The 25,426-nt window shown below is 70.4% G+C and carries 27 protein-coding genes; 13 read left to right on the plus strand and 14 right to left on the minus strand.

The window, feature by feature from the left end; translation table 11 throughout:
- The first annotated feature begins 28 nt into the window (after positions 1-28).
- A complete protein-coding gene (locus OG496_RS05605; protein ID WP_405969845.1) occupies positions 29-787 on the plus strand; it encodes an ABC transporter ATP-binding protein in 759 nt (252 codons plus the stop codon).
- 179 nt (positions 788-966) lie between these two features.
- Positions 967-3,498 (plus strand): beta-L-arabinofuranosidase domain-containing protein, encoded by a 2,532-nt coding sequence (locus OG496_RS05610; RefSeq protein ID WP_405969846.1) that lies wholly within the window; start codon positions 967-969, stop codon positions 3,496-3,498.
- Between the two features lie 14 nt (positions 3,499-3,512).
- Here OG496_RS05610 and OG496_RS05615 read toward each other — a convergent pair whose 3' ends face one another.
- Positions 3,513-4,016 carry a VOC family protein gene (locus OG496_RS05615; RefSeq protein ID WP_399388641.1) on the minus strand — a complete coding sequence of 168 codons (504 nt, stop codon included), beginning with the start codon at positions 4,014-4,016 and terminating at the stop codon, positions 3,513-3,515.
- Positions 4,017-4,138: 122 nt separating this feature from the next.
- On the opposite strand from OG496_RS05615, the gene OG496_RS05620 reads away from it, so the two are divergent.
- The 3 genes from OG496_RS05620 (at position 4,139) to OG496_RS05630 (ending at position 6,743) form a co-directional block, all read left to right on the plus strand.
- Positions 4,139-5,371 (plus strand): epoxide hydrolase family protein, encoded by a 1,233-nt coding sequence (locus OG496_RS05620; protein WP_405969847.1) that lies wholly within the window; start codon positions 4,139-4,141, stop codon positions 5,369-5,371.
- Between the two features lie 114 nt (positions 5,372-5,485).
- Complete coding sequence (locus tag OG496_RS05625; RefSeq protein WP_393755116.1) at positions 5,486-6,139, plus strand: ClpP family protease; 654 nt, start codon at positions 5,486-5,488, stop codon at positions 6,137-6,139.
- A 1-nt stretch (position 6,140) separates the two neighbouring features.
- A complete protein-coding gene (locus OG496_RS05630) occupies positions 6,141-6,743 on the plus strand; it encodes an ATP-dependent Clp protease proteolytic subunit (RefSeq protein ID WP_366492331.1) in 603 nt (200 codons plus the stop codon).
- 9 nt (positions 6,744-6,752) lie between these two features.
- On the opposite strand, the gene OG496_RS05635 is transcribed toward OG496_RS05630, so the two are convergent.
- Positions 6,753-7,145, minus strand: a complete 393-nt coding sequence (locus tag OG496_RS05635; RefSeq protein ID WP_328685430.1) for a helix-turn-helix transcriptional regulator — start codon at positions 7,143-7,145, stop codon at positions 6,753-6,755.
- A gap of 88 nt (positions 7,146-7,233) precedes the next feature.
- Here OG496_RS05635 and OG496_RS05640 point away from each other — a divergent pair, with 88 nt between their 5' ends.
- Entirely contained in the window at positions 7,234-8,013 is a 780-nt protein-coding gene (locus tag OG496_RS05640; RefSeq protein WP_405969848.1) for a class I SAM-dependent methyltransferase, read from the plus strand.
- 4 nt (positions 8,014-8,017) lie between these two features.
- Here the strand turns inward: OG496_RS05640 and OG496_RS05645 are convergent, their stop codons facing one another.
- Positions 8,018-8,479 carry an ATP-binding protein gene (locus tag OG496_RS05645; RefSeq protein WP_366492329.1) on the minus strand — a complete coding sequence of 154 codons (462 nt, stop codon included), beginning with the start codon at positions 8,477-8,479 and terminating at the stop codon, positions 8,018-8,020.
- A gap of 83 nt (positions 8,480-8,562) precedes the next feature.
- Positions 8,563-9,810, minus strand: coding sequence for a DUF6777 domain-containing protein (locus OG496_RS05650; protein ID WP_405969849.1), 1,248 nt, complete (start codon positions 9,808-9,810; stop codon positions 8,563-8,565).
- A 161-nt stretch (positions 9,811-9,971) separates the two neighbouring features.
- Between OG496_RS05650 and OG496_RS05655 the strand changes: the two genes are divergently transcribed.
- Both OG496_RS05655 and OG496_RS05660 read left to right on the plus strand, forming a co-directional pair.
- On the plus strand, positions 9,972-11,261 hold the full coding sequence (locus tag OG496_RS05655) for a streptophobe family protein (protein ID WP_405969850.1): 1,290 nt from the start codon (positions 9,972-9,974) through the stop codon (positions 11,259-11,261).
- A gap of 31 nt (positions 11,262-11,292) precedes the next feature.
- Positions 11,293-11,709 carry a nuclear transport factor 2 family protein gene (locus tag OG496_RS05660; protein WP_405969851.1) on the plus strand — a complete coding sequence of 139 codons (417 nt, stop codon included), beginning with the start codon at positions 11,293-11,295 and terminating at the stop codon, positions 11,707-11,709.
- A gap of 76 nt (positions 11,710-11,785) precedes the next feature.
- Here the strand turns inward: OG496_RS05660 and OG496_RS05665 are convergent, their stop codons facing one another.
- From OG496_RS05665 to OG496_RS05685, 5 genes are all read right to left on the minus strand, one after another.
- Positions 11,786-12,769 (minus strand): serine/threonine-protein kinase, encoded by a 984-nt coding sequence (locus tag OG496_RS05665; protein ID WP_405969852.1) that lies wholly within the window; start codon positions 12,767-12,769, stop codon positions 11,786-11,788.
- Positions 12,759-13,310, minus strand: a complete 552-nt coding sequence (locus tag OG496_RS05670) for a hypothetical protein (protein ID WP_405969853.1) — start codon at positions 13,308-13,310, stop codon at positions 12,759-12,761. The genes OG496_RS05665 and OG496_RS05670 overlap by 11 nt, the downstream gene beginning before the upstream one ends.
- Positions 13,311-13,320: 10 nt before the next feature.
- Positions 13,321-15,660 carry an FHA domain-containing protein gene (locus tag OG496_RS05675; protein ID WP_405969854.1) on the minus strand — a complete coding sequence of 780 codons (2,340 nt, stop codon included), beginning with the start codon at positions 15,658-15,660 and terminating at the stop codon, positions 13,321-13,323.
- Positions 15,661-15,756: 96 nt separating this feature from the next.
- Positions 15,757-16,983: an IS110 family transposase gene (locus OG496_RS05680; RefSeq protein ID WP_405969855.1), complete on the minus strand. Its 1,227-nt coding sequence runs from the start codon at positions 16,981-16,983 to the stop codon at positions 15,757-15,759.
- A 236-nt stretch (positions 16,984-17,219) separates the two neighbouring features.
- A complete protein-coding gene (locus OG496_RS05685; protein WP_365306119.1) occupies positions 17,220-17,630 on the minus strand; it encodes a hypothetical protein in 411 nt (136 codons plus the stop codon).
- Between the two features lie 390 nt (positions 17,631-18,020).
- Here OG496_RS05685 and OG496_RS05690 point away from each other — a divergent pair, with 390 nt between their 5' ends.
- The gene (locus tag OG496_RS05690; RefSeq protein ID WP_405969856.1) at positions 18,021-18,404 is read left to right on the plus strand and encodes a nuclear transport factor 2 family protein; all 384 of its coding nucleotides are present in this window, start codon (positions 18,021-18,023) and stop codon (positions 18,402-18,404) included.
- Between the two features lie 75 nt (positions 18,405-18,479).
- On the plus strand, positions 18,480-18,767 hold the full coding sequence (locus OG496_RS05695; protein ID WP_405969857.1) for a DUF1905 domain-containing protein: 288 nt from the start codon (positions 18,480-18,482) through the stop codon (positions 18,765-18,767).
- On the opposite strand, the gene OG496_RS05700 is transcribed toward OG496_RS05695, so the two are convergent.
- A complete protein-coding gene (locus tag OG496_RS05700; RefSeq protein ID WP_405969858.1) occupies positions 18,757-19,683 on the minus strand; it encodes an AraC family transcriptional regulator in 927 nt (308 codons plus the stop codon). The genes OG496_RS05695 and OG496_RS05700 overlap by 11 nt on opposite strands.
- Positions 19,684-19,786: 103 nt before the next feature.
- On the opposite strand from OG496_RS05700, the gene OG496_RS05705 reads away from it, so the two are divergent.
- Entirely contained in the window at positions 19,787-20,773 is a 987-nt protein-coding gene (locus OG496_RS05705) for an oxidoreductase (protein ID WP_405969859.1), read from the plus strand.
- Here OG496_RS05705 and OG496_RS05710 read toward each other — a convergent pair.
- On the minus strand, positions 20,763-21,755 hold the full coding sequence (locus OG496_RS05710; RefSeq protein ID WP_366492318.1) for an aldo/keto reductase: 993 nt from the start codon (positions 21,753-21,755) through the stop codon (positions 20,763-20,765). The two genes, OG496_RS05705 and OG496_RS05710, sit on opposite strands and share 11 nt — an antisense overlap.
- A gap of 126 nt (positions 21,756-21,881) precedes the next feature.
- Between OG496_RS05710 and OG496_RS05715 the strand changes: the two genes are divergently transcribed.
- Complete coding sequence (locus tag OG496_RS05715; RefSeq protein ID WP_366492317.1) at positions 21,882-22,772, plus strand: LysR substrate-binding domain-containing protein; 891 nt, start codon at positions 21,882-21,884, stop codon at positions 22,770-22,772.
- 27 nt (positions 22,773-22,799) lie between these two features.
- The gene (locus tag OG496_RS05720) at positions 22,800-23,315 is read left to right on the plus strand and encodes a mycothiol transferase (RefSeq protein ID WP_366492316.1); all 516 of its coding nucleotides are present in this window, start codon (positions 22,800-22,802) and stop codon (positions 23,313-23,315) included.
- On the opposite strand, the gene OG496_RS05725 is transcribed toward OG496_RS05720, so the two are convergent.
- The 3 genes from OG496_RS05725 to OG496_RS05735 all read right to left on the minus strand — a co-directional run bounded on the left by OG496_RS05725 (position 23,297) and on the right by OG496_RS05735 (position 25,309).
- Positions 23,297-24,367: an adenosine deaminase gene (locus tag OG496_RS05725; RefSeq protein ID WP_405969860.1), complete on the minus strand. Its 1,071-nt coding sequence runs from the start codon at positions 24,365-24,367 to the stop codon at positions 23,297-23,299. The genes OG496_RS05720 and OG496_RS05725 overlap by 19 nt on opposite strands.
- Positions 24,368-24,421: 54 nt before the next feature.
- Positions 24,422-24,817 (minus strand): VOC family protein, encoded by a 396-nt coding sequence (locus OG496_RS05730; RefSeq protein ID WP_405969861.1) that lies wholly within the window; start codon positions 24,815-24,817, stop codon positions 24,422-24,424.
- A 120-nt stretch (positions 24,818-24,937) separates the two neighbouring features.
- Positions 24,938-25,309 (minus strand): BlaI/MecI/CopY family transcriptional regulator, encoded by a 372-nt coding sequence (locus OG496_RS05735; RefSeq protein WP_399388671.1) that lies wholly within the window; start codon positions 25,307-25,309, stop codon positions 24,938-24,940.
- Positions 25,310-25,426 lie beyond the last annotated feature (117 nt).

The following is a 25,426-nucleotide window of genomic DNA, read 5'->3' on the forward strand; positions in this document are numbered from 1 at the left end:
GCGCACGGCGGCCGACGGGAGTCGACGCGTGATCGAACTACGGGGTGTGTCCAAGGAGTTCGCACACCGGCGAGGCTCCGTCGAGGCGCTTCACGGCATCGATCTGGAGGCCGCCGACGGCGAGTTCGTGGCGGTCGTCGGGCGGTCCGGTTGCGGAAAGTCGACGTTGCTGCGGCTGATCGCCGGGCTGGTGCCGCCGACGCGGGGCGAGGTGCTGATGGGCGGCCGGGCCGTCACCGGGCCGCGCCGCGACTGCGCCGTGCTCTTCCAGCGTCCGGCGCTGCTGCCGTGGCGGTCGGTGCTGGACAATGTGCTGCTGCCTGCGGAGATTGCGGGCGAGCGGCGCGATGGCTCACGCGAACGGGCGCTGGGGCTGATCGGGACGATGGGCCTCGACGGCTTCCAGCGCCGCCTGCCGCACGAGCTGTCCGGCGGGATGCAGCAGCGGGTGGCGCTGTGCCGGTCGCTCATGCGGCGGCCCCGGGTGCTCCTGATGGACGAGCCGTTCTCCGCGCTCGACGCGCTCACCCGGGACGAGTTGTGCGCCGAGTTGCAGCGGACGCACCGCGAGCATCCGTCCACCGTCGTCCTCGTCACGCACTCCGTGGACGAGGCGGTCCTGCTCGCCGACCGGGTGGTCGTGCTCACGCCCCGGCCCGGCCGGATCCGTACGGTCCTCGACATCACCCTGCCCCGGCCGCGCACCCGCGCCGAGGCCGGCCAGGCGGAGCAACTGGCCCGGCGGGCGGCCGAGTTGCACGCGCTGCTGCTGGACAGCGAGAGCTGATCCTCCCTCCCGCAGACAACTGCCGCCCCTCCCGGCCCTGTTGACATCACACAGCGCCCGCATAGCGTGTCCAGCGCACAGCATGTCGCACGACATCCGGGATTTCGAACAGGAGTGGAGTGGTGGAGGGACACCACCGCCCCGACTCCCAACTCCTCGACATGCGAAGGACATTGGTGATGACCCCATCTCTGGGCAGACGTCAGTTGCTCGCGGCCGCAGGTGCCACCTCGGCGGCCCTGGCCCTCACCGGCGGTGGTGGCACGGCGCACGCCGCCACCGGAGCCGCGCCGGCACTCCCTCCGGCCCGGCCCTTCCCGCTCACCGCCGTGACCCTGCTGGACAGCCCGTTCCGCGACAACCAGCGCCGCAACTCGGCCTACCTGCGCTTCGTCGACATCGACCGGCTGCTGCACACCTTCCGCACCAACGTCGGTCTGCCGAGCGGCGCCCAGCCCTGCGGCGGCTGGGAGGGCCCGGACGTGGAACTGCGCGGTCACTCCACCGGCCATCTGCTCTCCGGTCTCGCCCTCGCGTACGCCAACACCGGTGACGCGAGCCTCCGCGACAAGGGCCGGACCCTCGTCACCGAACTGGCGAAGTGTCAGGAAGCCGCACCCGCATCCGGTTTCGGCAAGGGGTATCTGTCCGCGTTCCCGGAGAGCTTCTTCGACCGGCTGGAGGCCGGCACCGGGGTGTGGGCGCCGTACTACACGATCCACAAGATCATGGCGGGGCTGGTCGAGCAGTACCGGCTGACGGGCGACGACCAGGCCCTCGACGTGGTGCTGCGGCAGGCGCGTTGGGTCGACGCGCGGACCGCGAAGCTGTCGTACGAGCAGATGCAGCGGGTGCTGGAGACGGAGTTCGGCGGGATGAACGACGTGCTCGCCGATCTGCACGCCCTCACTGGTGACGGCACCTGGCTCGATGTCGCCGAACGCTTCACCCACGCCCGTGTCTTCGACCCGCTGGCCCGGAACGAGGACCAACTCAGCGGGCTGCACGCCAACACGCAGATCCCGAAGATGGTCGGCGCGCTGCGGCTGTGGGAGGAGGGGCTGCCGGAGCGGTACCGCGCGATCGCCGCGAACTTCTGGCGGATCGTCACCGGCCACCACTCGTACGTCATCGGCGGCAACAGCAACGGCGAGGCCTTCCACGAACCCGACGTCGTGGCAGGGCAGTTGTCGGACAACACCTGCGAGAACTGCAACAGCTACAACATGCTCAAGCTGACCCGGCTGCTGCACTTCCACACCCCGGAGCGCGTCGAACTGCTCGACTTCTACGAACGGGCCCTGTTCAACCAGATGTTGGGCGAGCAGGACCCGGACTCCGAGCACGGTTTCAACATCTACTACACCGGTCTGGCGCCGGGTTCGTTCAAGCGCCAGCCGTCCTTCATGGGCACGGATCCGAACGCCTACTCCACGGACTACGACAACTTCTCCTGCGACCACGGCACCGGCATGGAGACGCACGCCAAGTTCGCCGACACCATCTACACGCACGACGAACGCGGGCTGCTGGTCAACCTGTTCATCCCCTCGCAGGTCGTCTGGCGCGAGCGGGGCATCACCTGGCGGCAGACCACGGGCTTCCCGGACCGTTCCACCACCACCCTGACGGTCACCGCCGGCCGGGCCGCACACCGGCTGCGCGTCCGCATCCCTGCCTGGGCCGCCGGCGCCCGCGCGAGCCTCAACGGCCGTACGCTGCCCGACCGTCCGAAGCCCGGGAGCTGGCTCAGCCTGGAGCGGACGTGGCGCACCGGCGACCGCGTCGAGGTGTCCCTGCCGATGCGCACGGTCGTCGAGGCGACCCCCGACGACCCCGATGTACAGGCGGTGCTGCACGGACCGGTGGTCCTGGCAGGGGCGTTCGGCGATCAGGCCGATCCCTGGCTGTCACGCCTGGACGTCGACTCCGTACGGCAGGAGTCGTCGGACCCGCTGCGTTTCACCGCCCGCGCGGACGACGCGGACGTGACCCTGCTGCCGATCGCCCGTGTCCACCACCAGCACTACTCGGTGTACTGGCTGACCGGTGAACCCTCGCCCCCTCCCCCGGAGTTCGCCGCCTGGCACCGCTTCGACGAGACGTCGGGCACGGCGGCATCCGACGCGACCGGCAATGGCCGTACGGCCCAACTGGTCGGTGGTGCCTCCTGGTTGGCGGACGGGCGTCTCGACGGCGCGGTCGCGCTGGACGGGGTCGACGGTCATGTCGCCCTGGCCGAGGACCTGTTGGCGGGCGCGTCCGCCTACTCCCTCGCCGCGTGGGTCCGGCTGGACGGGCGACCCGGCGTCTGGAGCCGGATCTTCGACCTCGGTACCGGGGTCACCGCCAACATGTTCCTGACCCCGCTCAGCGGCGACGGCACCCTGCGGTACGCGATCACCGCGGGCGGGGCGGGCGCCGAGCAGCGCATCGACGCCGGCCCGCTGCCCACCGACCGCTGGGTCCACGTGGCGGTGACGTACGGCGACGGGACCGCGATCCTGTACGTCGACGGCGCCGAGGTCGGCCGGAACGCGGCCGTCACCGTGGAGCCGCGCCGCTTCGGCAACCACATCCGTGCCGGATACCTCGGCAGGTCGCAGTACGCCGACCCGTACCTGAAGGGCGCGGTCGACGACTTCCGGGTCCATGGCAGGGCGCTGAGCGCCGCCGAGGTGGCGACGCTGGCGCAGGCACAGTCGACGTAGCCGAGGAGCGGCCGTCACTCCCCCGCGAAGGCCTTCTCCAGCGCGGCGAGGTCGAACTTGCCCATCGCCATGAAGGACTCCGTCGCGCGGGCGACCTTCGCGGGGTCCGGGTCGGTGATCATGTCGATCAGCCGGGTGGGGACAACCTGCCAGGACACGCCGAACTTGTCCTTGAGCCAGCCGCACGGGCCGGGCTCGCCGCCGTCGGTGAGCTTGGTCCAGTAGTAGTCGATGTCCTCCTGGTTCTCGCACGGGATCTGGAAGGACACCGCCTCGGTGAACTTGAACTCGGGGCCGCCGTTCAGCCCGACGAACTTCTGGCCGAAGGCCGTGAACTCCACGGTGAGCACCGAGCCCGCCGGTTGCGGGGCACCCTCGCCGTAGTGGCTGACGCGGCCGATGCTGGAGTTCTTGAAGATCGACACGTAGTGGTGGGCGGCTTCCTCGGCCCGGCCGTCGAACCAGAGACACGTGGTGAATCCGTCGGTGGGTGCGTCGGTGGTCATGAGCTCCTCCATGGGCTCCAGGGGGCATCGAACACGGTCATCTGTATCGACCCCCGCCCGCCACGAAACTCATCGGTCGGACGGCCGGATAACCCGGGTGGCCGATCCCCCGCCCGGAACTAGTCTCGGATGCCATGACGTCCTCGCAGGCAGACAGCGTCCAGCCATTCCGTATCGACCCGTTCCACATCGACATCCCGCAGGCCGACCTCGACGACCTGCACGCCCGCCTCGACCGCACCCGCTGGCCCGACGAGCTGCCCGGCACGGGCTGGGCGTACGGCGTACCGGCCGACTATCTGCGGGAGCTGGTCCGGTACTGGCGGCACACGTACGACTGGCGTGCGGCCGAGGCGGAGCTGAACGCGTGGCCGCAGTTCACGACCACCATCGACGGGTCGACCGTCCACTTCGCGCACATCCGCTCCCCGGAGCCGGACGCCACCCCGCTGATCCTCACGCACGGCTGGCCGGGCTCGATCGTCGAATTCGTGGACATCGTGGGCCTGTTGACCGATCCGGCGGCCCACGGCGGCGACCCCGCCGACGCCTTCCACGTCGTCGTACCCAGCATCCCCGGCTTCGGACTGTCCGGGCCGCCCGCCGACACCGGCTGGGAGACGGGCCGGATCGCCGACGCGTGGGCGGAACTGATGCACCGGCTCGGCTACGAACGGTTCGGCGCGCAGGGCGGCGACTGGGGCTCGGCGATCTCCCGCGAGCTGGGCCGCGCCCATCCGGACCGGGTCATCGGCGTCCACCTCAACCTGTTGCCGGGCGCGCAGGCGCTCACCGAACCCAGCGCCGAGGAACTCGCCGCGCTCAGCCCCGAGGAACAGGCGGACACCCAGGAATCCTGGCGCCGCTGGACCGCCTGGTCGCGCGAGGGCACCGGATACGCCGTCCTCCACGCCACCCGACCGCAGACCCTGGCGTACGCCCTCACGGACTCGCCGGTCGGCCAACTCGCCTGGATCGTCGAGAAGTTCAGGGAGTGGACCGACTCGGAGGAGCTGCCCGAGGAGGCCGTGGACCGGGACCGGCTGCTCACGAACGTGATGCTGTACTGGCTGACGGGGACGGCCGGTTCGGCTGCCCGGATCTACTACGAGCGGGCCCACGCCACCGGCGCCCGGGCCACCGCGCCCACCCTCCCGTCCACCGCCCCCACCGCGCTCGCCGTCTTCCCGGCCGAGATCCAGATCCCGCTCCGCCACAGGGCCGAGCGCACCGAGAACATCGTCCGCTGGACCAAGCTCGACCGAGGCGGCCACTTCGCCGCGATGGAGGAACCGGACCTGCTGGCCGAGGACGTACGGGCCTTCTTCCGGGAACTGCGAGAACTCCGGGAGAAGGGCGTCGGCTGACCCGTCTGCTCACGGCGAATCTGCTGAAAGCCTAGAAATCCCCAGGCCGGGGCGTTGTCGGCCGACAGTGGAGACAGGTCACGACACCTTCGACACTCTCGACAAGGAGTGCCCATGTCTCCACTCACGGCCGGTTTCGCCCCGGCCCTCATGCCCCGCGCCGAGGAGGGCGACACCCCGTCCTCCCGCTTCGACGACCACCTCGCCGCCCAGCTCCTCGGGCAGCGGATCGTCTTCCTCGGCACGCAGGTCGACGAGGTCTCGGCGAACCGGATCTGCGCCCAGTTGCTGCTCCTGTCCGCGGAGGACCCGCGCACGGACATCAGCCTGTACATCAACAGCCCCGGCGGCTCGGTGACGGCGGGCCTCGCCATCTACGACACGATGCAGCTGATCCCGAACGACGTCGCCACGCTGACCATGGGATTCGCGGCCAGCATGGGCCAGTTCCTGCTCAGCGTCGGCACCCACGGCAAGCGCTACGCCCTCCCCCACGCGCGGGTCATGATGCACCAGCCGTCGGCGGGCATCGGCGGCACCACCGCCGACATCGAGATCCAGGCGGAGAACCTCGACTTCACGAAGAAGACCATCGAGCGGCTGACGGCGCAGCACACGGGCCAGAGCGAGGAGACCATCTCCCGCGACGGCGACCGCGACCGCTGGTTCACGGCCGAACAGGCCAAGGAGTACGGCATGGTGGACCGGGTCGTCGCATCGCTGGACGATGTGCGCCCGGCCGCCTCCAAGCGACGGATGGGGCTCTGACATGGGGACGTACACAATTCCGAACGTCGTCGAACGCACCCCGAACGGCGAGCGTTCCTACGACGTGTTCAGCCGGCTGCTGTCCGAGCGGATCATCTTCCTCGGCACCGACATCGACGACGGCGTCGCCAACGTCGTCATCGCACAACTCCTCCATCTGGAGTCGTCGTCGCCGGAGAGCGAGATCGCGATCTACATCAACTCGCCCGGCGGATCGTTCACTTCACTGATGGCGATCTACGACACGATGACGTACGTACAGGCCCCGATCTCGACGTTCTGCGTCGGTCAGGCCGCGTCGACGGCGGCCGTGCTGCTGGCCGGCGGGGACCCGGGACGGCGGTTCGTGCTGGAGCACGCGCGCGTACTGCTCGGCCAGCCGGCGAGCGGCGGGCAGCGTGGCATGGTCTCCGATCTCGCCCTCCAGGCGAAGGAGATGGTGCGGATCCGCTCCCAGGTGGAGGAGGTGCTGTCCCGGCACACCCACCACGACATTCCCACGCTGCGCGCCGACATGGACCGCGACAAGGTGTTCACCGCGCCGGAGGCCGTGGCGTACGGCCTGGCCGACGAGGTGGTCAGCCGACGCCTCGGCCCGCTCTGAGCGGCGCCGTCAGGCGGCGACCAGACTGAGCTGCCCGTTGTACGGCGAAGTCACCCTGCCCTGACGCCTGTTGCGGTGCCGGCCGAGTTCGTCCCCGGCCAGCGACAGCAGGTCGCCGAGGTCGAGACCCAGCGCGTGGGCGGCGGCCGCGAGGACCTCCGAGGAGGCCTCCTTGCGGCCCCGCTCGACCTCCGAGAGATACGGCATGGAGATCCGGGCGGCGTCGGCCACGTCCTTCAACGTGCGTTCCTGCGCGAGGCGTTCGCGTCGCAGGACGTCACCGACCAGGTCGCGCCACAGGGGTTCCTTGGGCGCGGGGACCTGTGGCTCCGGCAGGTGAGGGGCCGGCTCGTGCGGGCGCAGCGGAATCACGCGGGCTTGGTTCGGCGCTTGGTTGCTCACCCCCTCAGACTAAAAGCCTTGGACGTGAGGGCAAGGGATCAGCATTCTGCCCTGGGGGGAATCGTCGATACGAAAGGGTGCCGGAACGGTGCTGCGCGACACATTCGACGGAGCGGCCGAGCGCTACGACCGGGCCCGCCCCCGGTATCCGCGCCCCCTGGTCGACGAACTGGCCCGTACGGCGAACCTCGGCCCGGACAGCCGGGTCCTGGAGATCGCCCCCGGCACCGGTCAACTCACCGTCCCGCTGGCCGAGTTCGGCTGCCGGCTGACCGCCGTGGAGCTGGGGCCGTCGCTCGCGGCGGTGGCCCGGCGCAATCTGAGCGCGTTCCCGCGAGCGGACGTACAGGTCGCGGACTTCGAGCTGTGGGAGGTGCCGGACGAGCCGTTCGACCTGGTGGTGATCGCGACGGCGTACCACTGGTTCGATCCTGGGAGCTTCCTCGCGAAGGCGGCGTCCGCGCTGCGACCCGGCGGGCACCTCGCGGTCGTCACCACACACCATGTGGCGGGCGGCACGCAGGACTTCTTCGACCGGATGCAGCGCTGCTACGAACGCTGGGACCCGGCCACCCAGCCCGGCTTCCGGAGTCCCACCGAGGACGAAACGGCAACGGACACAGGGGAGTTCGAGCACTCCGCGCACTTCGAGGACGTCACGGTGTGGCGCGGCGCGCAGGAGATCACGTACACGACCGACGAGTACCTCGACGTCGTGCTCACGTACTCGAACCATCTCGCGATGGACGAGCCCGCGCGTCAGGGCCTGTTGGCCTGTCTCCGGGAGCTGCTGGAGACGCGGCACGGCGGCCGGGTCACCAAGCGGTACCTGCACGAGCTGATCACGGCCACCAGGAGCGGGGCGTGAGGGCCTAGCGGTCCTCGCCGTTCAGGTACACCACGGCGCGCACCCGCTTGCCGACCGGTACCCGTTCGACGCTCACCTGCGCGGCCAGGGCGTGGACTATCTCCAGGCCGTGCCGGCCGATGCGCTCGGGGTCCCGGGCGAAGAGCCGGGGCAGGGCGACGCTGCTGTCGCAGACGGACACCGTCACCGAGGTGTCCGTGCCCTCCAGTTCCAGGATGTACGGGCCGTTGCTGTGGCGATCGGCGTTGGTGACCAACTCACTCACCACCAGCAGCAGTTCGCCGTCGGACTGGTCGTCGATCGTGGCGCACCACTCGGTTCTGAGCTGCTCCAGGAACTGGTGGGTGAAGTGCCGGGCCGCTGAGATGCAGCCCGGTTCGCCGGTGTAGTGCGCCGCCCGCCTCAGCGGTTCCACGGGCACGTCGAAACGAGTCGGTATCACTACCCCGTCCCGGTGGTCGATCATGCGTGTCTCTCTCGGAAGGCGGCACTGCCGGTCGCTGTCGTACCAGTGCTCGTACCCAGCCCCACGCCCGGCAGTCCCCCCGATCAGAGTGACGGTGAAATCGACCCCGGCGAAACCGGCGCGCTGAAGCTCGACGACGAGGTCGTGGTCGTGTCGGAAGCGAGAGATTCGGGTGGGGACGACGAGGCCGAGGAGGCGGAAGAGGCTGACGACGACTCCGTCGACGGCGGCTCGGAGGACGGGGACTCCGAGCTCGGGGACGAGGAGGACGGCGAGGACGGTGCGCTCGACGTCGGCGGGCACGGGCTCGTGGACGTGCCGGGCGTTCCCGGCGTACCGGGGGCCGTGGAGGCGCACGGCGACGGGGAGTTGGAGGACGGTGAGGTCGGCGGGGAGACGGTGACCGAGGGGCTGGCCGGGTTCACCGGCGGCGGCGTCTTGTGGTCGTGCTTGCCCGTGTCGCCGTGGTGGCGGCCGAACCAGTGGTGGCTGTCGGGGTCGTAGATCACGAAGATGTTGATGATCTGCGGTGCGGGGGTGACCACGACGACGTTCTGCGGCCGGTACGAGGACCAGGTGTCGCCGGTGCGCTTCGGGGTCGTCTGCTGGGCGACGGGGGGCGACAGCGGGTTGCCGCAGGCGCAGCGGACCCGGGGCACGCCGTGGCCGTCGACGAGGACGGCGGTGCCTGCCTGGAGGACGGCCTGGTAGCTGGTGGCGGCGCCGTCGCGGTAGCCGTGGTTGGTGACGCGGGTGTCCATGCGCAGTTGTACGGGGGTGAGCGAGCGCAGGTAGGCGGGGACTCCGGCGGGCTGGACGCCGACGACGGACGCGAACGCCGTGTTCTTCGCCGGGGCCGCCTGGAGGGCCTTGATCTGCTTCTCGACGTCACAGCTGGAGACGTTCTGGGTGCCGCCGTAGAGACCGGGGGCGCCGCCGTCGACTCCGCGCACCGCGTTCACGGGTTCCGAGGCGGTGGGTGAGGCGGAGACCGGCGGGGCGGAGTTCTCCGTGGCGCTGGACTCGGTGAACGGGTCGGGGCCGGTCTTGGCCGCGGACTGCAGGAACACCTCGCCCTTGTTCGCCGTGTTGCTCGAACCGCCGTCGGACCGGGTGAAGACGAGACCCAGAACCACGGCAGCCACCACGACGGCCGTGAGGATCGCGACGCGCGGCACCGACTTCCACCAGGGCCGGTGCGGCTCCGGCGCTCCCGCACCGCCGCCGCCCGTGGGCTGCGAGGGCGGGCCCGAAGGCGGCTGGGAGGGTCCCGACAGCGGGCCGGAGGGCGGTCCGGTGGGGCGGCCTGAAGACGGAGGTTCGACGCTCACGAGCTCTTCTTCCCGACGCGGGCGACAGCGGCATTCGTAACGACTTATGCCGCTTTATCCACAACGAACCCATTGTGTGCTCCGGTCATGGTCCGCCCGCAAGCCGACGCGGACGGCCCTCCCGGCGGGCGCGCTCCCCGGCCGCTGCTTAGCGTGACACCGTGACCCCCCGAACCCCCTCTGACCAGGCAGTAGCCCGCCACGGCTGGCTCCAGGCGCTCGCCACGGTGCTGGCAGGACTGCTCAGCATGGGCCTGGTGTCCGCGCTCGGCCTGTGGGCGGCGGGCGCGACGGACCTCCCGGACGGCGCGTTCCCCCGGGTCGTCACGGCCACGGTGGTGACGGCGGTGGGCGGCACGGTGAAGCTCGCCGGCAACGCAGGCTCCCTGGCCGACACAAAGGCAGGCCTGACCGTCATCCCCCTCTCGGTGACACTCACCGGCACCCTGATGACCGCAGCGGGTTTCCTACGACCCCTGCGGCACCGAGCGGTCGCCTCGGGGGCGGAACTGGCCGGCTGGGCCGCCCGTATCGCCGTCCTGTGGCTGCTCGCCCTGATCGGACTGGCTCTGGGCGCGCGCCAGAAATTCTCGATCTCCCTGGGCACCGGAACCCTCGGTGACATCGGCGACCTGCTCGGCACCTCCCCCGAGGTCGGCTTCGAGGCGGACGTACCGCGGACGGTGCTGTTCGGCCTGCTGTGGCTGGCAGGAGTCCTGGCACTGGCCCTCCTGGTGTCACCCGGCGCGCCCCTCCCCGCCCGCCTCCTCCGCTTCCACGCGTCGGTACGCCCGGCCGCGTTCGCGGTGGTGGCCCTGCTCCTCGCCTACGTGGCACTCGGCGTCGTCCTGGCCCTCGTCGTGGCGGCGACACGCGGCTACGCCGCCCAGACCTTCGCCCTCATCCTCCTGGGCATGCCGAACCTGGTCTGGCTGGCCCTCACGATCGGCCTGGGCGCCACCTGGAACGGCCGGGTCGACGGCCCCTTCGGCCTCCCCGTCCCCCGCCTCCTGAACGAGGTCCTGCGCACCCCGGACGTCTCCACCCTGAACCTGCGCTCACTGGCCGCCCACGACAACGGCGTCTGGTGGCTCCTGGTCGTGAACGCGGTCCTGCTCCTCGCCACCGCCTTCCTGATGGCCGCCCGCTCCCCGGCCCACGTACGCGCCTGGCAACACGCCCTCCACCTGGCCATCGCCTTCGCCCTCGCGGTCCTCATGATCTGCCTGGTCGGACGAGTCTCGGCCCACTACGGCCTTTCCCTCCTGGGCATCGGCGACGTGGGCGGCGGCCTGTCCGGAGACCTGCTCCTGAATCCCGAGGTGTGGTCGGCGGTGGGACTGGCCGCGCTGTGGGGGTTGGTGGCGGGCTTCCTGGGCGCACTGCTGGCAAGGCCGGTCCACCGACGGGGCGAGGTGGAAATCCCCAAGCAGCCCCAGCACCAACCATGAGAGTGTGCGCCCACCCGACGGAAGGGCAGACATGGCATTGCCTCTCGAAGACCGCCTGGCCATAACGGAGTTGATCGCCCTGCACGGCCACCTGGTCGACGAGGGCGAACTCGACCGCCTGACCGAGGTGTTCACCCCGGACGTCGAGTACGACCTCACCGACTTCGGCCAGGGCACGCTCACCGGCCTCACCCAACTCGCGGACGCCGCCCTCACGTTGGGCGCAGCGAACCCCGTCGCGCACCACGTGACGAACGTGGTGATCGAGGAGCTGTCCGACGACCGGATCCGGGCGCGATCGAAGGGCCTGGGCATCCGCACGGACGGCTCGTTCGGCTCGGTGACGTACGTGGACTCGGTGGTTCGGGTGGGGGTGGGCTGGCGGATCGCGCGCCGGAGGGTGGAGGCACGCCGCGTGCCTCTGAACGGGCTGGGCAGCACCCCCTAGGGGCACGGGGCTGTATCGGTTTGCGGCTCCGCCGCGTGGGCGCGACCAGCCACGACGAACCCGCAGCCGAAACACTTCAGTCGCGCCGCCTGAACACCGGTTCGGCCCACCGCGGCGGTGCAGGAGGTCGCTCGTCCCGCCCCCGAGCCACCGCCACCCGCCGGTCCACCTCGGTCGGCGCATGCCCGGCCTCACCCCCGCGCAGCTCCGTCACGAACGCCAGGCAGGACTCGTACCGATCATCAGGACTCTTCGCCAACGCCCTCGCGAAAACCTCGTCGACATGCCCCGGCAGATCACCCCGAGCCTCGCTGACCGCCGGAGGCATGTCGTACTGGTGCGCCCACAACAGAGCCATGTCATCGTCCCGCCGAAACGGCGGCCGTCCCGCCAGGGTCTCGTAGACGACGCACGCCAGCCCGTACACATCGCACCGCCCGTCCACCGGCCGCCCCGAGATCTGCTCAGGAGCCACGTAGTCGAGCGTGCCGACGAACTGTCCCACGGTCGTGAACCCGGTCAGGGACAGGGACTTCTTCGTCAGGCCGAAGTCGGTGAGGTACACGTGCTCGGGGTGGTCGCTGTCGGTGCCGCGTGCCACGAGGATGTTCCCAGGTTTCACGTCCCGGTGGACGAGCCCGTGTTCGTGGGCCGCGTCCAGCGCGGACGCGACCTGCGTGGCGATGCGTGTGGCCGTCGGGAGCGTCAACGGGCCCTCCCTGTCCAGGAGATGGCGCAGGTCGCTGCCGGAGACGTAGCGCATCGCGATGTACAGGACGCCGTCCGTCTCGCCCGCCTCGAAGACGGGGACGATGTGCGGGTGGTCGATCGCGGCGGCGACCCGGGACTCGTGGGTGAAGCGTTTGCGGAAGGTGTCGTTGCGGGCGAGTTCGGGGGCGAGGAGCTTGAGGGCGACCGTGCGGTCGAGGCGGAGGTCGTGGGCGCGGTAGACGACGGCCATGCCGCCGCGGCCGATCTCGTCCTCGATGCGGTAGCCGGCGATCTGCTGCCCGATCAGCTCGGAGGGGCGGCCGGAGAAGAGGCTCGCGTCACGGGCCATCGGGGCTCACGACCTGGGTGGGGGCGTGGCCGGGGTCGGCCGGTTCGGCGTGGGGTCCGTCGTCCGAGGCGTAGGTGCTGAGGCGAGTGCCGTCGCCGTGGACCCAGCGCTCGTGGTCGGAGTCGTAGAGCCAGACGGATTCGCCGTCGACGACCACGCCGATCCGCAGGCCCTTCGTGCGGGCCTCGAAGGACGCGCCGTCCAGGCCGCCACCCGCGAGGTCCTCGACCGCGCTGCGATAGCGGACGAGGGTCTGTTCGGCGCGAGCGAGCAGCGGGCGTGGGTCGGCGGTGCGAGTCAGTGGGCCGCCGGCCGCCGGTGGGTCCTGGGAGACCGAGATCAGGTGGCGGCCGTCGACCCAGGCGGACCAGCCGTTGGAGCACAGGGCGTGGGCCCAGTCGCCGCGCCGCTCCAGCAACTGGACCGGGAGCAGCGCGTCGAGCGGCACGGTGGGGCGGGCGGGGTCCGGGGCCTCCCAGGCGGGCATCCCGTGCTCGGGGACGACATGCGTGGGCCGGAAGCCGGGGTTCGGGGTCGTCATCGTGGCGCCCCTACTTCCGCATCACTGCGGGTTCGTGCCGCCGCAGCAGCCGGGACACCAGGAAGCCGAAGAGCAGCGACAGCACGATCAGCATGCCCATGTTGAGCAGCCACACCCCGGCCGAGTGCCGGAACATCGGATCGCCGGTCAGCTCGCCCGGCACGATCCGGGCCAGCCCGATGGTGCCGGCCATCCCGCCGAGCGCCCACCGGGAGGGGACGAGCCAGGACAGCTGTTCCAGGCCGGGTACGCCGTGCAGCTTCAACAGGGCGCCGCAGAACACCACTTGGACGATGGCGAGCAGCACCAGCAGCGGCATCGTCACCTCCTCCTTGCGCACCGTCGCGGAGACCAGCAGGCCGAGCATCATCGCGGTGAAGGCCAACAGGGCGACGGCCACGGTGATTTCGATCAGGGGTGGCATCAACACCCCTTTGCCTCCGGGCGCGTTGAGGTCGACGCCGAACAGTCCGACCAGGGTGAGCACCACGGCCTGCGCCACGGTGATCGCGCCCAGGACGACGACCTTGGAGAGCAGATACGCCGATCTGGAGAGGCCGACGGCTCTCTCACGCCGGTAGATGGCGCGTTCCTTGACGAGTTCACGCACGGCGTTGGCCGCACCGGTGAGCACACCGCCGACGCACAGGATGAGCAGCGCGTTCATCGCGGTCTCCCGGGTCAGCTCGCTCCCGGCCAGCGCGCGGGCCATCGCGCCCATGACGAACGGCAGCGCGATCATGATGACGAGGAAGGTCCGGTCGGCGGCGAGGGCGGCGGTGTAGCGGCGGACCAGGGTGCCGAGTTGTGCGCTACGGCTGCGGGGCCGGGGCGGCGGCGGAGCAGCGACCGGACCCGAACCCACCTGGTGGGGCTGCGCGGTCGAGTTGGCGATGTACTGGCGTTGGAAGGGGGAGTCCCTGAACTCCCCCGCCCAGTCCCGCTCTTGATCCCGTTCGAAGGCTTCGAAGGCCTCCGGCCAGTGCTCGAAGCCGAAGAAGGCGAGGGCGTCGTCGGGCGGCCCGTAGTAGGCGACCTTGCCGCCGGGTGCGAGCACCAGGAGCCGGTCGCACACGTCGAGGCTGAGGACGCTGTGGGTGACGACGATGACGGTACGGCCGTCGTCGGCGAGCCCGCGCAGCATGTGCATCACCGAGCGGTCCATGCCCGGGTCGAGTCCGGAGGTCGGTTCGTCGAGGAAGAGCAGCGAGGGCTTGGTCAGCAGTTCCAGGGCCACGCTGACCCGCTTGCGCTGGCCGCCGGAGAGGCTGTGCACGGGCTGCGCGGCGCGCTGTTCGAGGCCGAGTTCGCGTACGACCTCGTCGACCCTGGCCTGCCGTTCGGTCTTGGCGGTGTCCTGGGGGAACCGGAGTTCGGCCGCGTAGGACAGGGCGCTGTGCACGGTCAGTTGGGCGTGCAGGATGTCGTCCTGCGGGACGAGGCCGATGCGCTGGCGCAGTTCGGCGTAGTCGCGGTAGAGGTCGCGGCCGTCGTAGAGGACGGTGCCGCGGTCGGCGGGACGCTGGCCGGTGAGCGCGTTCAGCAGGGTGGACTTGCCGGCGCCGCTGGGTCCGACGACGGCGAGCAGACATTTCTCGCCGACCGGGAACGACACCTGGTCGAGAAGGACCTTGCGGCCGTGGTCGACAGCGACCGTGAGGTCCTGTACGTCGAGGGAGACCTCACCGGTGTCGACGTACTCCTGCAGCTGGTCGCCGACGAGACAGAACGCGGAGTGTCCGATGCCCACGATGTCACCCGGTCCGACCGGGGCGCGGGCGACGGGCTGGCCGTTGAGGTAGGTGCCGTTGTGGCTGCCGAGGTCGACGATCTCGTACGTCCCGTCGGGCATGGCGCGCAGTTCGGCGTGGCGGCGGGAGACGATCAGGTCGTCGACGACGAGGTCGTTGTCGCCGGCCCGGCCGATGCGGACGGTACGGCTGGGCAGCGGTCGTACGGTGGTCGGTTGCCGGAAGGTGCCGGTGAAGGCGGGCATGGACACGGCCGAGGGGCGTTCCGGGGCCGGGGCCGGGCGGTCGGCCAGGGTGGCGCACGGGCCGTCGGCCGGATTCCCGAAGCGGATCACGCTGCCGGGGCCGACGCCCCACTCCTGGATACGGCGGCCGTCGGCGTAGGTGCCGTTCGTGCTGTGCTCGTCCTCCAGCGTCCAGTGGCCGGCGTCGGGCCGCAGGACCGCGTGGTGCCAGGAGACGCGGGCGTCGTCGATGACGATGTCGCTGAGCGGGTCGCGGCCGACGTGGTAGTCGCGGCCCGGGGTCATGACCGTGGAGCCCGATTCCGTCTCCAGGAGGAGTTCGGGCGCGGTCGGCGCGTGCGGCCGCTCTGACATGCCCTGAATTCTACCGATTCGTTCACGTGTGCGCCCGGCCAGCGGTCAGGGGTGTGCGGTGGCCGACACGTGTCAGACACCCCATGTCGTTTGGTGTCAAGCGGCTTGGGTGTGTGCGTGGTGCGACCAGGCGGTCGCTTCGTCGTAGAGGGTGCGGGTCTTGAGGCAGCCGTGGAGGATGCCGACGAGGCGGTTGCCGACCTGTCGGAGGGCGGGGTTGTATCCGCTCTCGCGGGCTCGCTGTTTGTCGTAGTAGTGGCGGGCGCCGGGTGAGGCGCGCAGGGCGGCGAACGCCTGACGCTGGAGGGCGTCGGCGAGGCGGTTGTTGCGGATGTAGCGGGCCTGGACGGTGTGGCTCTTGCCGGAGGCCCGGGTGATGGGGCTGGTGCCGGCGTAGTTCTTGCGTGCCTTCGCGGATGCGTAGCGGGTGGGGTCGTCGCCGAACTCGGCGAGCACCCGGGCGCCGGTGATCTCCGCGATGCCGGGCATCGAGAGGTAGATCTCAGCGTCCGGGTGCTTCAAAAAATGGGCCTTCACCTGCACCTCCAGCGCGGCTATCTGCTCGTTCAGCGCGATGATCAGCTGTGCGTGGGCGGTAGCGGCGGCCGCGTAGGCTGCCGTGACCGGCTCGGGCAGGCCCAGCTGCGGCTCGCGCAGGACGGTCTGGATGGTGGCGGCCCTCGCCTCGCGGTGACGGCGGCGGTGTCGGGCCAGGACCGCGACGATCTGGCTGCGCGTCAGCTTCGCCCCAGCCGCCGGGGCCGGCGCCTTGATCAGCAGTTCCAGAGCGTCCGTGCTGGTCAGTTCCAGGTCCGCGTAGGCAGACAGGGCTGCGGGGAAGTACTCCCGCAGTGTGCTGCGCAGCCGCTGGAAGGTGCGGGTGCGTTCCCAGACCAGACTCTGATGGGCGCGGGCGACGACCTTGACGGCCTGGGCCTGCTCACTGTCCCCGGCCACCGGCCGCAGCTGGTCGCGGTCGATACGGACCATGTCCGCGAGCGCGTGCGCGTCGCCCTTGTCGCTCTTGGCGCCGGACGTCGCGTACCGCTCCTTGAAGCGGGCGCCCTGCCTCGGGTTGATCGCGTAGACCTGGTAGCCGGAGGCGATCAGTGCCTGCACCCACGAGCCCCGGTCGGTCTCGATCCCCACCACCACTGCAGCTGGATCCAGGTCCGCGCCGCCATGCTTCGCGAGGAGCTCGTGCAGCCTCGCGATTCCCTGCACCCCCTCGGACAGCCTCGCCGCGGCGAGTTTCCGGCCCGCCTCGTCCTGGACCTCGACGTCATGGTGGTCTTCGGCCCAGTCATCGCCGATCAGCAGCAACTTTCCCTCCCTGCACGGCACTTCGTTTCCTGCAGCCCGCGGAAGGCAGCGCGCGGCCTAATGGATCCAGTGCTCACGCCCCACTGCCCGGCGGGCACGCCACCCCATCAGCGGTCTGGCCTCCCGGCCGACCAGCAGGGGCACGGTCTGACACCAGAACTCGACTGCTTCCGGCGATGGAAGTGCTCACCTACTGGCGGCTACAGCACCGAGTCTCTCCGACCCGGCAACTCCCATTAGGCGACGGGGACGACCAGTGCCGGAACGGTCCGCTGCATCCTGAGGGCGTCGACCGATTCGGCGAGCAGCTCGTACTCGGTGGTCTCGTCGCTGATGGCTATCTGCACAAGCCGCCCGGCCGCTAACTCGTAGGCGACCTGCTCCTGTTGGCCCACGTCACGGGACCAGGTGCGTAACGCGCGGGGCACGTCGGGAGCCGTATCCGAAACGGGCACCAGGGCACCCCGGGGGAAGCGCGGGTTCTCCGGTTGCGGGTCGAGCCGGTCGGCCATCCACACCGCACGGTCCCGTAACCACCACAGGGCGAGCGCCAGGGTCGGCGCACGGTAGGTTCCCAGAGGCACCCCGACGCGCTGTCCGTCGCAGGTACCGTACGCGGTGACATGGCACAGGAATTCGTCGTGCACGATCACTCCCCCGTCGCGTGTCTCGATTGCCGGTCGGGCCTCGCTTTCCATGCGGCTCTGCTGGCGGCTCGGGCGGTTCAGGCGGTGCGCACGATGGCGGATTTGCCTCGTGGAGCTATGCCCTGGCATTCGGGAAGTTATGCCCTAGCAGACGAGTATGTTCACTCCTGAAACACTGTCACCACGACTTTTTAGCCACTCTCTTGGCATATTCACAGCCCTCGTTGGCCGAAAAGCTTCGGAGCCCGTTCCGCGGTGTTCTCCCGTCGTCATTACCCGAGGGGTAATCGACGCTTCCCGCGGCCCCCGGCAAGCTGGGGTCACCGGGTCGGCAGGCAGCTGATCCGGGCCCTGACCAGTACGAACGACCTCGCTGGAGGCTGATTCACCATGTCCGTGAACACCGACCGATACGAGAGTGCCGTCGCCCGCTACTTCGAGGCCTGGAACGCGGGCGAACCGGAGGCGCTGGCGAAGGCGGTCGCCGCCGCCTGGTCCGTCGAGGGTACGTACACCGACCCGCTGGCGGCAGTCACCGGCCACACGGAGATCGCGGGCCTGATCGCCGGGGCGCACGAGCAGTTCCCGGGGTTCGCCTTCCGCCCCCTGGGCGCCGTCGACGGACATCACAACACGGCGCGCTTCTCTTGGGAGTTGGTGAGCGAGGCCGACGGCTCGGCGCCCGTCGCCGGGTTCGACGTGATCACGCTGGACGGGGACGGCCGTATCCGGTCCGTGCTCGGCTTCCTCGACCGGGTGCCCGCCGGGGCCTGAGGGCCGGCATCCGCGATGAGTTCTCCCGCTCGGGGTGGTCTCTTGTACGGCAGGCCACCCCGAGCGGAGGACATCATGAGTACCGGCACCCCGTTGAACGAGGAATTCACCGCCGAATTGATCAAAAGCCCGAACGATGGCGGCTGGACCTATCTCGTCTGGCCCGAGTCCGTCGCATTCTCCGGCACCCGCGGTCTGGTCAAGGTCCGCGGCACGATCGACGGACACCCTTTCCGCAGTTCGTTCATGGCCCTCGGCGACGGCACCCACGAACTCCCCGTGAAAGCCGATCTTCGAAAGGCCATCGGCAAAGGCAAGGGCGACCAGGTCACCGTGCGCCTCGAAGAACGGCTCAGCTCCTAGCCAGGGCTTCCTCTCGGTACCGCCGCGGCGCCACCCCGACCGTCCGCTTGAAGGCGTTGCTGAAGGCGCTCTCGGAGGTGTAGCCGACGGAACGGGCGAGCGCGCCGACCGGGGCGGCGTCCTGCCGGAGGGCCCGGGCGGCAAGATTCATCCGCCAGTTGAGCAGGTAGGTCAGGGGCGGCACACCGGCCGCCTCCTTGAACCGTACGGCGAACGTGGTGCGGGACATCGCGGTCGCCCGGGCCAGCTCCTCCAACTGCCAGGGGTGGGCCGGGTCTCCGTGCATCAGACGCAGCGCGGGGGCGAGCCGTTCGTCGGCGAGGGCACGCAGCCAGCCGGGCGGCAGCCCGTCCGAGTCGGTCAGGCAGACCCGCAGCACCTGCACGAACATCAGCTGCGCGAGCTGCGCCGAGACGAACTCGACCCCGGCCCGGCGCGTGCGCATCTCGGCCGCCAACTGCCCGATGAGCCACCGCAGTACACCCGCCTCGGGCGAGTCGGCCCGCACGTGGACGAGCTCCGGCAGCGCCCGGCGCAGCAGGTCACCGCGGTCGCGGCTCAGGTCGATGTGCCCGGACACGCAGGCGACGTCCACCGCGTCGCCCTGCCCGAGCCGGCCCATCCTGGTCGCCGGGTCCATGACGACGTCCGCGGAGTCGGTCGGCGCGACGCCGGGCCGGCTGCACAGCGTGTACGGCTGACCGCCGTCGGAGATCACCACATCCCCCTCGGCGAGCCGCAGCGGTTCGCCGCCGTCGCGGACCAGCAGACAGCCGCCCTGCACCACGGCGATCACCTTCAGCCGGTCACGTCCGCGCAGCTCGACGGCCCAGTCGCCGCCGGCCGTGAAGCCGCCGGAGAACACACTGCGGGCATCGGCGACGGCGAGGGCGTCGGACAGGGGATCCACGGTCATGTTCGAACTATCACGCAAGTTATGCGGATTCTCAAGTATTCATCGTACGGATCCGCCGCCCTACGGTGGTCTCAACAGCTCAGCTGATGAGGAGAGAGCAGACATGACCAGCACCGCACAGCAGCCCCTGAATTCCGGCTTCGGCGCCGCGTCCACCGCCGAGGAGGTGATCAAGGGCGTCGACCTGACCGGCAAGGTCGCGATCGTCACCGGCGGCTACTCCGGCATCGGCCTGGAGACGGCCCGTGTACTGCACGGCGCAGGGGCCCAGATCGTCGTACCCGCAAGGGACGTGGAGCGGGCCAGGACGGCGCTCGCGGTCCTCCCCGGAACCGAGGTCGAGCACATGGACCTGCTGGACCCGGCGTCGATCGACGCCTTCGCGGAGAAGTTCCTGGCCTCCGGGCGTCCGCTGCACCTTCTGGTGAACAACGCCGGGATCATGGCGACCCCGCTGGCGCGGGACGCGCGCGGGTACGAGGCGCAGTTCGCCGCCAACCACCTCGGGCACTTCCAGCTGACCACCAGGCTGTGGCCCGCACTGGTCGCGGCGAACGGCGCGCGGGTCGTGGTGCTGTCGTCGCGCGGCATCCGCTTCGCCGGCGTCGACTTCGACGACCTGCAGTTCGAGCACCGGAAGTACGAGCCGTTCCTCGCCTACGGCCAGTCCAAGACGGCCAACGCCCTGTTCGCCGTGGAGGTGGACCGGCGCGGACAGGCCGAGGGCATCCGCGCCTTCGCCGTGCACCCGGGCCTGATCATCGACACCGGTCTGGTCAAGCACCTCGACCCGGCGGTGCTCCAGGCCGCGGGGGCGCTCGACAGCGAAGGCAAGCCCGTCCGTGACCCCGAGCGCCAGATGAAGACCGTGCAGCAGGGCGCGGCCACCAGCGTCTGGTGCGCGACCAGCCCGCAGCTCGACGGTCTCGGCGGGGTCTACTGCGAGAACGTCGACATCAGTCCGCTCGTGACCCCCGAGAACGAGGCCGCCTGGTACGCCGGGGAGAACACCCCGGGCGTGCTGCCCTACGCCGTCGACCCAGAGGCGGCGGCCCGCCTCTGGGAGGTCAGCGAGCGGCTTACGGCCTGACGATCGCGTCGATGCGGGCCAGCTCGTCGGCGTCGAAGTCCAGGTTGCGGGTGGCCGCGACGCTGTCCTCGATCTGCTGCGGGCTGCTCGCACCGACCAGCGCGGAGGTCACCCGGCCGCCGCGCAGCACCCAGGCGAGGGCGAGCTGGGCGAGGGTCTGACCGCGCCCCTTGGCGATGTCGTCGAGGGCCCGCAGCTGACCGACCAGGTCCTCGGTGACGGCGTCCGAGTTCAGGAACGGGCTGTCGCTCGCGGCCCGGGAACCCTCCGGGATGCCGTCGAGGTAGCGGGAGCTGAGCAGCCCCTGCTCCAGCGGGGAGAAGACGATGGAGCCGACCTGGAGCTCGTCGAGGGCGCCGAGCAGGCCCTCGTCCTCGGGGCGGCGGTCGAGCATCGAGTAGCGCGGCTGGTGGATGAGGAGCGGGGTGCCCAGCTCGCCGAGGATGCGGGCGGCCTCCCGGGTCTGTTCCGCCGAGTAGTTGGAGATGCCGACGTAGAGCGCCTTGCCCTGCTGGACCGCGGAGTGCAGGGCACCCATCGTCTCCTCCAGGGGAGTCTCCGGGTCGGGGCGGTGCGAGTAGAAGATGTCGACGTAGTCCAGGCCCATGCGGCTGAGGCTCTGGTCCAGCGAGGACAGCACGTACTTGCGCGAACCCCACTCGCCGTAGGGGCCGGGCCACATCAGATAGCCGGCCTTGGTGGAGATCACCAGCTCGTCGCGGTACGAGCCGAAGTCCGCCTTCAGCGCCTCGCCGAGGGCGGACTCGGCGGCGCCGGGCGGCGGGCCGTAGTTGTTGGCCAGGTCGAAGTGGGTGACGCCGAGGTCGAAGGCGCGGCGCAGGATGGCGCGCTGGGTCTCGACCGGGCGGTCGGGCCCGAAGTTGTGCCACAGGCCCAGCGAGATCGCGGGCAGCTTCAGACCGCTGCGTCCGGTGCGCCGGTAGGGCAGGTCCGCGTAACGGTCGGGGTGTGCGGTGTACAACGCGACTCCAGAGGGGTTGGCACACGGGATACCGGTTCCAGGGAACCACCACCCACTCTGTCGTGACCTGCGGGCAGTGGTCCAACAGAAGAATCCGATGGAATTCAGCGGCTACGCTTCTCAATCATGGAACTGCGTCATCTCCAGCATTTCATCGCCGTCGCCGAGGACCACCACTTCACCCGTGCGGCCGAGCGGCTGATGGTGTCCCAGTCGGGCCTGTCGGCCTCGATCCGCGCCCTGGAACGGGAGTTGCAGACCCCGCTGTTCGTCCGCACCACCCGCCGGGTCACGCTCACGGAGGCCGGCCGGGCGCTGCTCGGCGAGGCGGAACGCATTCTGGCGCAGGTCCGCTCGGCACACGAGGCGGTGGCCGCGGTGCAGGGCGTCCTGCGCGGCACGCTGTCACTGGGCACCGAGCAGTGCATCGCCGGGGTGCATGTGGCGGGGTTGCTCGCCGCGTTCCGGCGCCGCCATCCCGATGTCGAGATCCGGCTGCGGCAGGCGGGTTCCGGCGCGCTGGCGGAGGAGGTCGCGGCCGGGCGCCTCGACCTGGCGTTCGCGTACCGGACCCAGGCGGACACCGACCAGCTCCGCTCCGTATCGCTGACCAGCGAGCCGATGACCGTGCTGTGCCATCCCAGCCATCGGCTCGCGGAGACCGGCGCGGCGGTCACTCCGGACGACCTCGGCGGCGAGGTCTTCGTCGACTTCCACCCGGACTGGGCCTCGCGCCGCACCACGGACGCCGTCTTCGCCGCGGCGGGCGTACGGCGGACGGTAGCGCTGGAGGTCAACGACGTGCACAGCCTTCTCGACCTGATCGACGAGAACCTCGGCATCGCGGTGGTCCCCCAGCATTTCCGTCACAAGCGCGAGCCCCTCACGGCGCTCCCCCTCAAGGGAACCGGCGAGGAGGTGTACGAGACGGTGGCCCTGCTGCCGCCTCCCCAGGCCACCAGCCCGGCGGCGAGGGCCCTGATGACCCTGCTCGAAACCGGGACTCCGGCCGCGTGAGCGACGGCGATGCGCGAAGGTGGACGTATGCATGCCAACGACATCCTCATTGACGCGTACGGCCGTATCCAGGAAGAAGTCCACGCCGCCGTCGACGGCCTGACGCCGGACCAACTGCACGCCCGCCTCGCCCCCGACGCCAACTCCATCGCCTGGCTGATCTGGCATCTCACCCGCGTCCAGGACGACCATGTCGCCGACGCCGCCGGCCTCGACCAGGTGTGGCTGGCCCAGGGCTGGGAGAAGCGCTTCGGCCTCGACCTGCCCGCCGAGGACACCGGCTACGGCCACACCGCCGCGAAGGTCGGCAAGGTGCGGGTCGAGTCGGCCGGGCAGCTCACCGGGTACTACGACGCCGTCCACGACCAGACGCTCGCGTATGTGCGCGGGCTGACCCCCGAGGACTACGAGCGGATCGTGGACGAGCGCTGGGACCCGCCGGTCACCCTGGGCGTACGGCTGGTCAGCGTCCTGTCCGACGATCTTGAGCACGTCGGACAGGCCGCGTATGTGCGCGGGCTGCTTCAGAGCGCGGAGGCGTAACCCGGCAGGACGACGTCCTCGATGAGGGCCTTGCGCTCGTCGTACGGGATGAACGCGCTCTTCAGGGCGTTCACCGTGACCGTGCGCAGGTCCTCGACGCTCCAGCCCGCCTGCTCGATCAGCAGGGACATCTCGCGCGTCATCGTCGTACCGGACACCAGTCGGTTGTCGGTGTTGAGGGTGACGCGGAAGCCGAGGTCCTTCAGGGCGGTGATGGGGTGCTCGGCGATCGAACTGGCCGCGCCCGTCTGGAGGTTGGAGGTCGGGCACATCTCCAGGGCGATACGGCGGTCGCGGACCCAGCCGGCCAGGCGGCCGAGCTTGCCGTCGACGATGTCCTCGGTGATGCGGACGCCGTGGCCGATGCGCTGGGCGCCGCACACCTGGAGGGCCTGGTGGATGCTGGGCAGGCCGTGCGCCTCACCGGCATGGATCGTGAACGGCACGCTCTCGCGGCGCAGGTGCTCGAAGGCGGCGAGGTGGTCGGCGGGCGGGAAGCCGTCCTCGGCACCGGCGATGTCGAAGCCGACGACACCGGCGTCCCGGAAGGCCACCGCGAGGTCCGCGGCCTCGCCGACCCGGTCGAACATCCGCATCCCGCACAGCAAGGTCCGCACCTGCACCGGCGTTCCGGCCGCGGCAGCCTTGGCCATACCGGCCGCGAGCCCCTCCTGGACGGTCTCGACGACCTCGGCGAGCGTGAGTTCGCCGTTGGTGTTCAGCTCGGGGGCGTAGCGCACCTCGCCGTAGACGACACCGTCGGCGGCCAGATCGAGGACGTACTCCTCGGCGGTGCGCAGCAGGCCCTCGCGGTTCTGCATCACGGCGAGGGTGTGCTCGAAGGTGGCGATGTACCGCACCAGGTCACCGGAGTTGGCGGCGTCGAAGTACCAGGCGGCCAGCTCGTCCGGGTCGGTGGTGGGCAGCGTGTGCCCGACCGCCTCCGCGAGTTCCACCACGGTGGCGGGGCGCAGGCCGCCGTCGAGGTGGTCGTGCAGGACGGCCTTGGGGAGTCGGCGGAGAGCGTCGGCGTCTATGCGCGTAGATGACATGTGCGGTGGTTCCTCGGTCGTCGTTCGGTGAGCGGGGTGGGGCCGTGCGGGAGGTCAGGCGGCGGGCTGGAGCAGGTCCCAGCGGTTGCCGTACAGATCCTGGAACACGGCGACGGAACCGTACGGCTCATGCCGAGGCTCCTCCAGGAACGTCACACCCGCGGCGAGCATGCGGGCGTGGTCGCGGGCGAAGTCCTCGGTGTGGAGAAAGAACCCGACACGGCCACCGGTCTGGTCACCGACCCGGGCCCCCTGATCCTCACCCTTGGCGCGGGCGAGCAGCAGACCGGTTCCGGAATCGTCCGCACCGGGCGGCGCCACGACGACCCAGCGGGAGCCGTCGGGACGGGGCGCGTCCTCGACGAGCCGGAAGCCGAGGGCTTCGGTGTAGAAGCGGATCGCCTCGTCGTAGTCGTCGACGACGAGGGTGACCAGGGCGATACGACTCATCGGGGGGTCTCCGTGCGGGTTCCTGTTGGCGGGATTGACGGGTGAGGTTATACGTAAAACTCGGCGTGCGCCAGTCGGATTCGGGGAGGGGTGGGGCAACCCCCTGCCCAGCCCCCACCCTCACTCCTCGCCCGGCTCCAGAAGGTCCCGCAGCACCCGCTCGTCATCAGGACTCAGCTGCGCGACGAAGCGGGCGAGCACCGTCTCCCGGTCCCCGTCACGGTCGAGCTCGGTATGCATACGGCGGGCGGTGAGCCCCTGCGCGTCCTGCACCGGAAAGTAGGCGTATCCCCGCCCCTGCCGCCGCCGTTCCACGACGCCCTTGTCGTGCAGCCGGGTCAGGATCGTCGTCACCGTGGTGCGGGCCAGACCCGTGTCGAGGCTCAGCTGCACCTCGCCGGGGGTCTGCGGGTCGCCGGCGGCCCAGAGGGCGGCCATGACGGTGGCCTCCAGCTCACCCGCCGGTCGGCGTTCGTCCTTCTCGTCGGCCATGGGAACGATCCTCACCCCGTCTTCGTCTACAGTTCAGTAGACCGTCTACAGAATTGTAGTCACTCGGGTGCCGTCTCGTCACCGCGCCCGTGTGTCCGCTTCCGCCCGCCCATTATG

Origin of the sequence: Streptomyces sp. NBC_00988 (assembly GCF_045162645.1) — a bacterium.
Lineage (GTDB): Bacteria > Actinomycetota > Actinomycetes > Streptomycetales > Streptomycetaceae > Streptomyces.

Bases quoted from the DNA above. Each gene is read 5' to 3' on its own strand.
- OG496_RS05610 (WP_405969846.1), top strand. From the start codon at position 967: ATGACCCCATCTCTGGGCAGACGTCAGTTGCTCGCGGCCGCAGGTGCC.
- OG496_RS05615 (WP_399388641.1), bottom strand. From the start codon at position 4,016: ATGGAGGAGCTCATGACCACCGACGCACCCACCGACGGATTCACCACG.
- OG496_RS05620 (WP_405969847.1), top strand. From the start codon at position 4,139: ATGACGTCCTCGCAGGCAGACAGCGTCCAGCCATTCCGTATCGACCCG.
- OG496_RS05625 (WP_393755116.1), top strand. From the start codon at position 5,486: ATGTCTCCACTCACGGCCGGTTTCGCCCCGGCCCTCATGCCCCGCGCC.
- OG496_RS05630 (WP_366492331.1), top strand. From the start codon at position 6,141: ATGGGGACGTACACAATTCCGAACGTCGTCGAACGCACCCCGAACGGC.
- OG496_RS05645 (WP_366492329.1), bottom strand. From the start codon at position 8,479: ATGATCGACCACCGGGACGGGGTAGTGATACCGACTCGTTTCGACGTG.
- OG496_RS05660 (WP_405969851.1), top strand. From the start codon at position 11,293: ATGGCATTGCCTCTCGAAGACCGCCTGGCCATAACGGAGTTGATCGCC.
- OG496_RS05665 (WP_405969852.1), bottom strand. From the start codon at position 12,769: ATGGCCCGTGACGCGAGCCTCTTCTCCGGCCGCCCCTCCGAGCTGATC.
- OG496_RS05670 (WP_405969853.1), bottom strand. From the start codon at position 13,310: ATGACGACCCCGAACCCCGGCTTCCGGCCCACGCATGTCGTCCCCGAG.
- OG496_RS05675 (WP_405969854.1), bottom strand. From the start codon at position 15,660: ATGTCAGAGCGGCCGCACGCGCCGACCGCGCCCGAACTCCTCCTGGAG.
- OG496_RS05690 (WP_405969856.1), top strand. From the start codon at position 18,021: ATGTCCGTGAACACCGACCGATACGAGAGTGCCGTCGCCCGCTACTTC.
- OG496_RS05695 (WP_405969857.1), top strand. From the start codon at position 18,480: ATGAGTACCGGCACCCCGTTGAACGAGGAATTCACCGCCGAATTGATC.
- OG496_RS05700 (WP_405969858.1), bottom strand. From the start codon at position 19,683: ATGACCGTGGATCCCCTGTCCGACGCCCTCGCCGTCGCCGATGCCCGC.
- OG496_RS05705 (WP_405969859.1), top strand. From the start codon at position 19,787: ATGACCAGCACCGCACAGCAGCCCCTGAATTCCGGCTTCGGCGCCGCG.
- OG496_RS05715 (WP_366492317.1), top strand. From the start codon at position 21,882: ATGGAACTGCGTCATCTCCAGCATTTCATCGCCGTCGCCGAGGACCAC.
- OG496_RS05720 (WP_366492316.1), top strand. From the start codon at position 22,800: ATGCATGCCAACGACATCCTCATTGACGCGTACGGCCGTATCCAGGAA.
- OG496_RS05725 (WP_405969860.1), bottom strand. From the start codon at position 24,367: ATGTCATCTACGCGCATAGACGCCGACGCTCTCCGCCGACTCCCCAAG.
- OG496_RS05730 (WP_405969861.1), bottom strand. From the start codon at position 24,817: ATGAGTCGTATCGCCCTGGTCACCCTCGTCGTCGACGACTACGACGAG.
- OG496_RS05735 (WP_399388671.1), bottom strand. From the start codon at position 25,309: ATGGCCGACGAGAAGGACGAACGCCGACCGGCGGGTGAGCTGGAGGCC.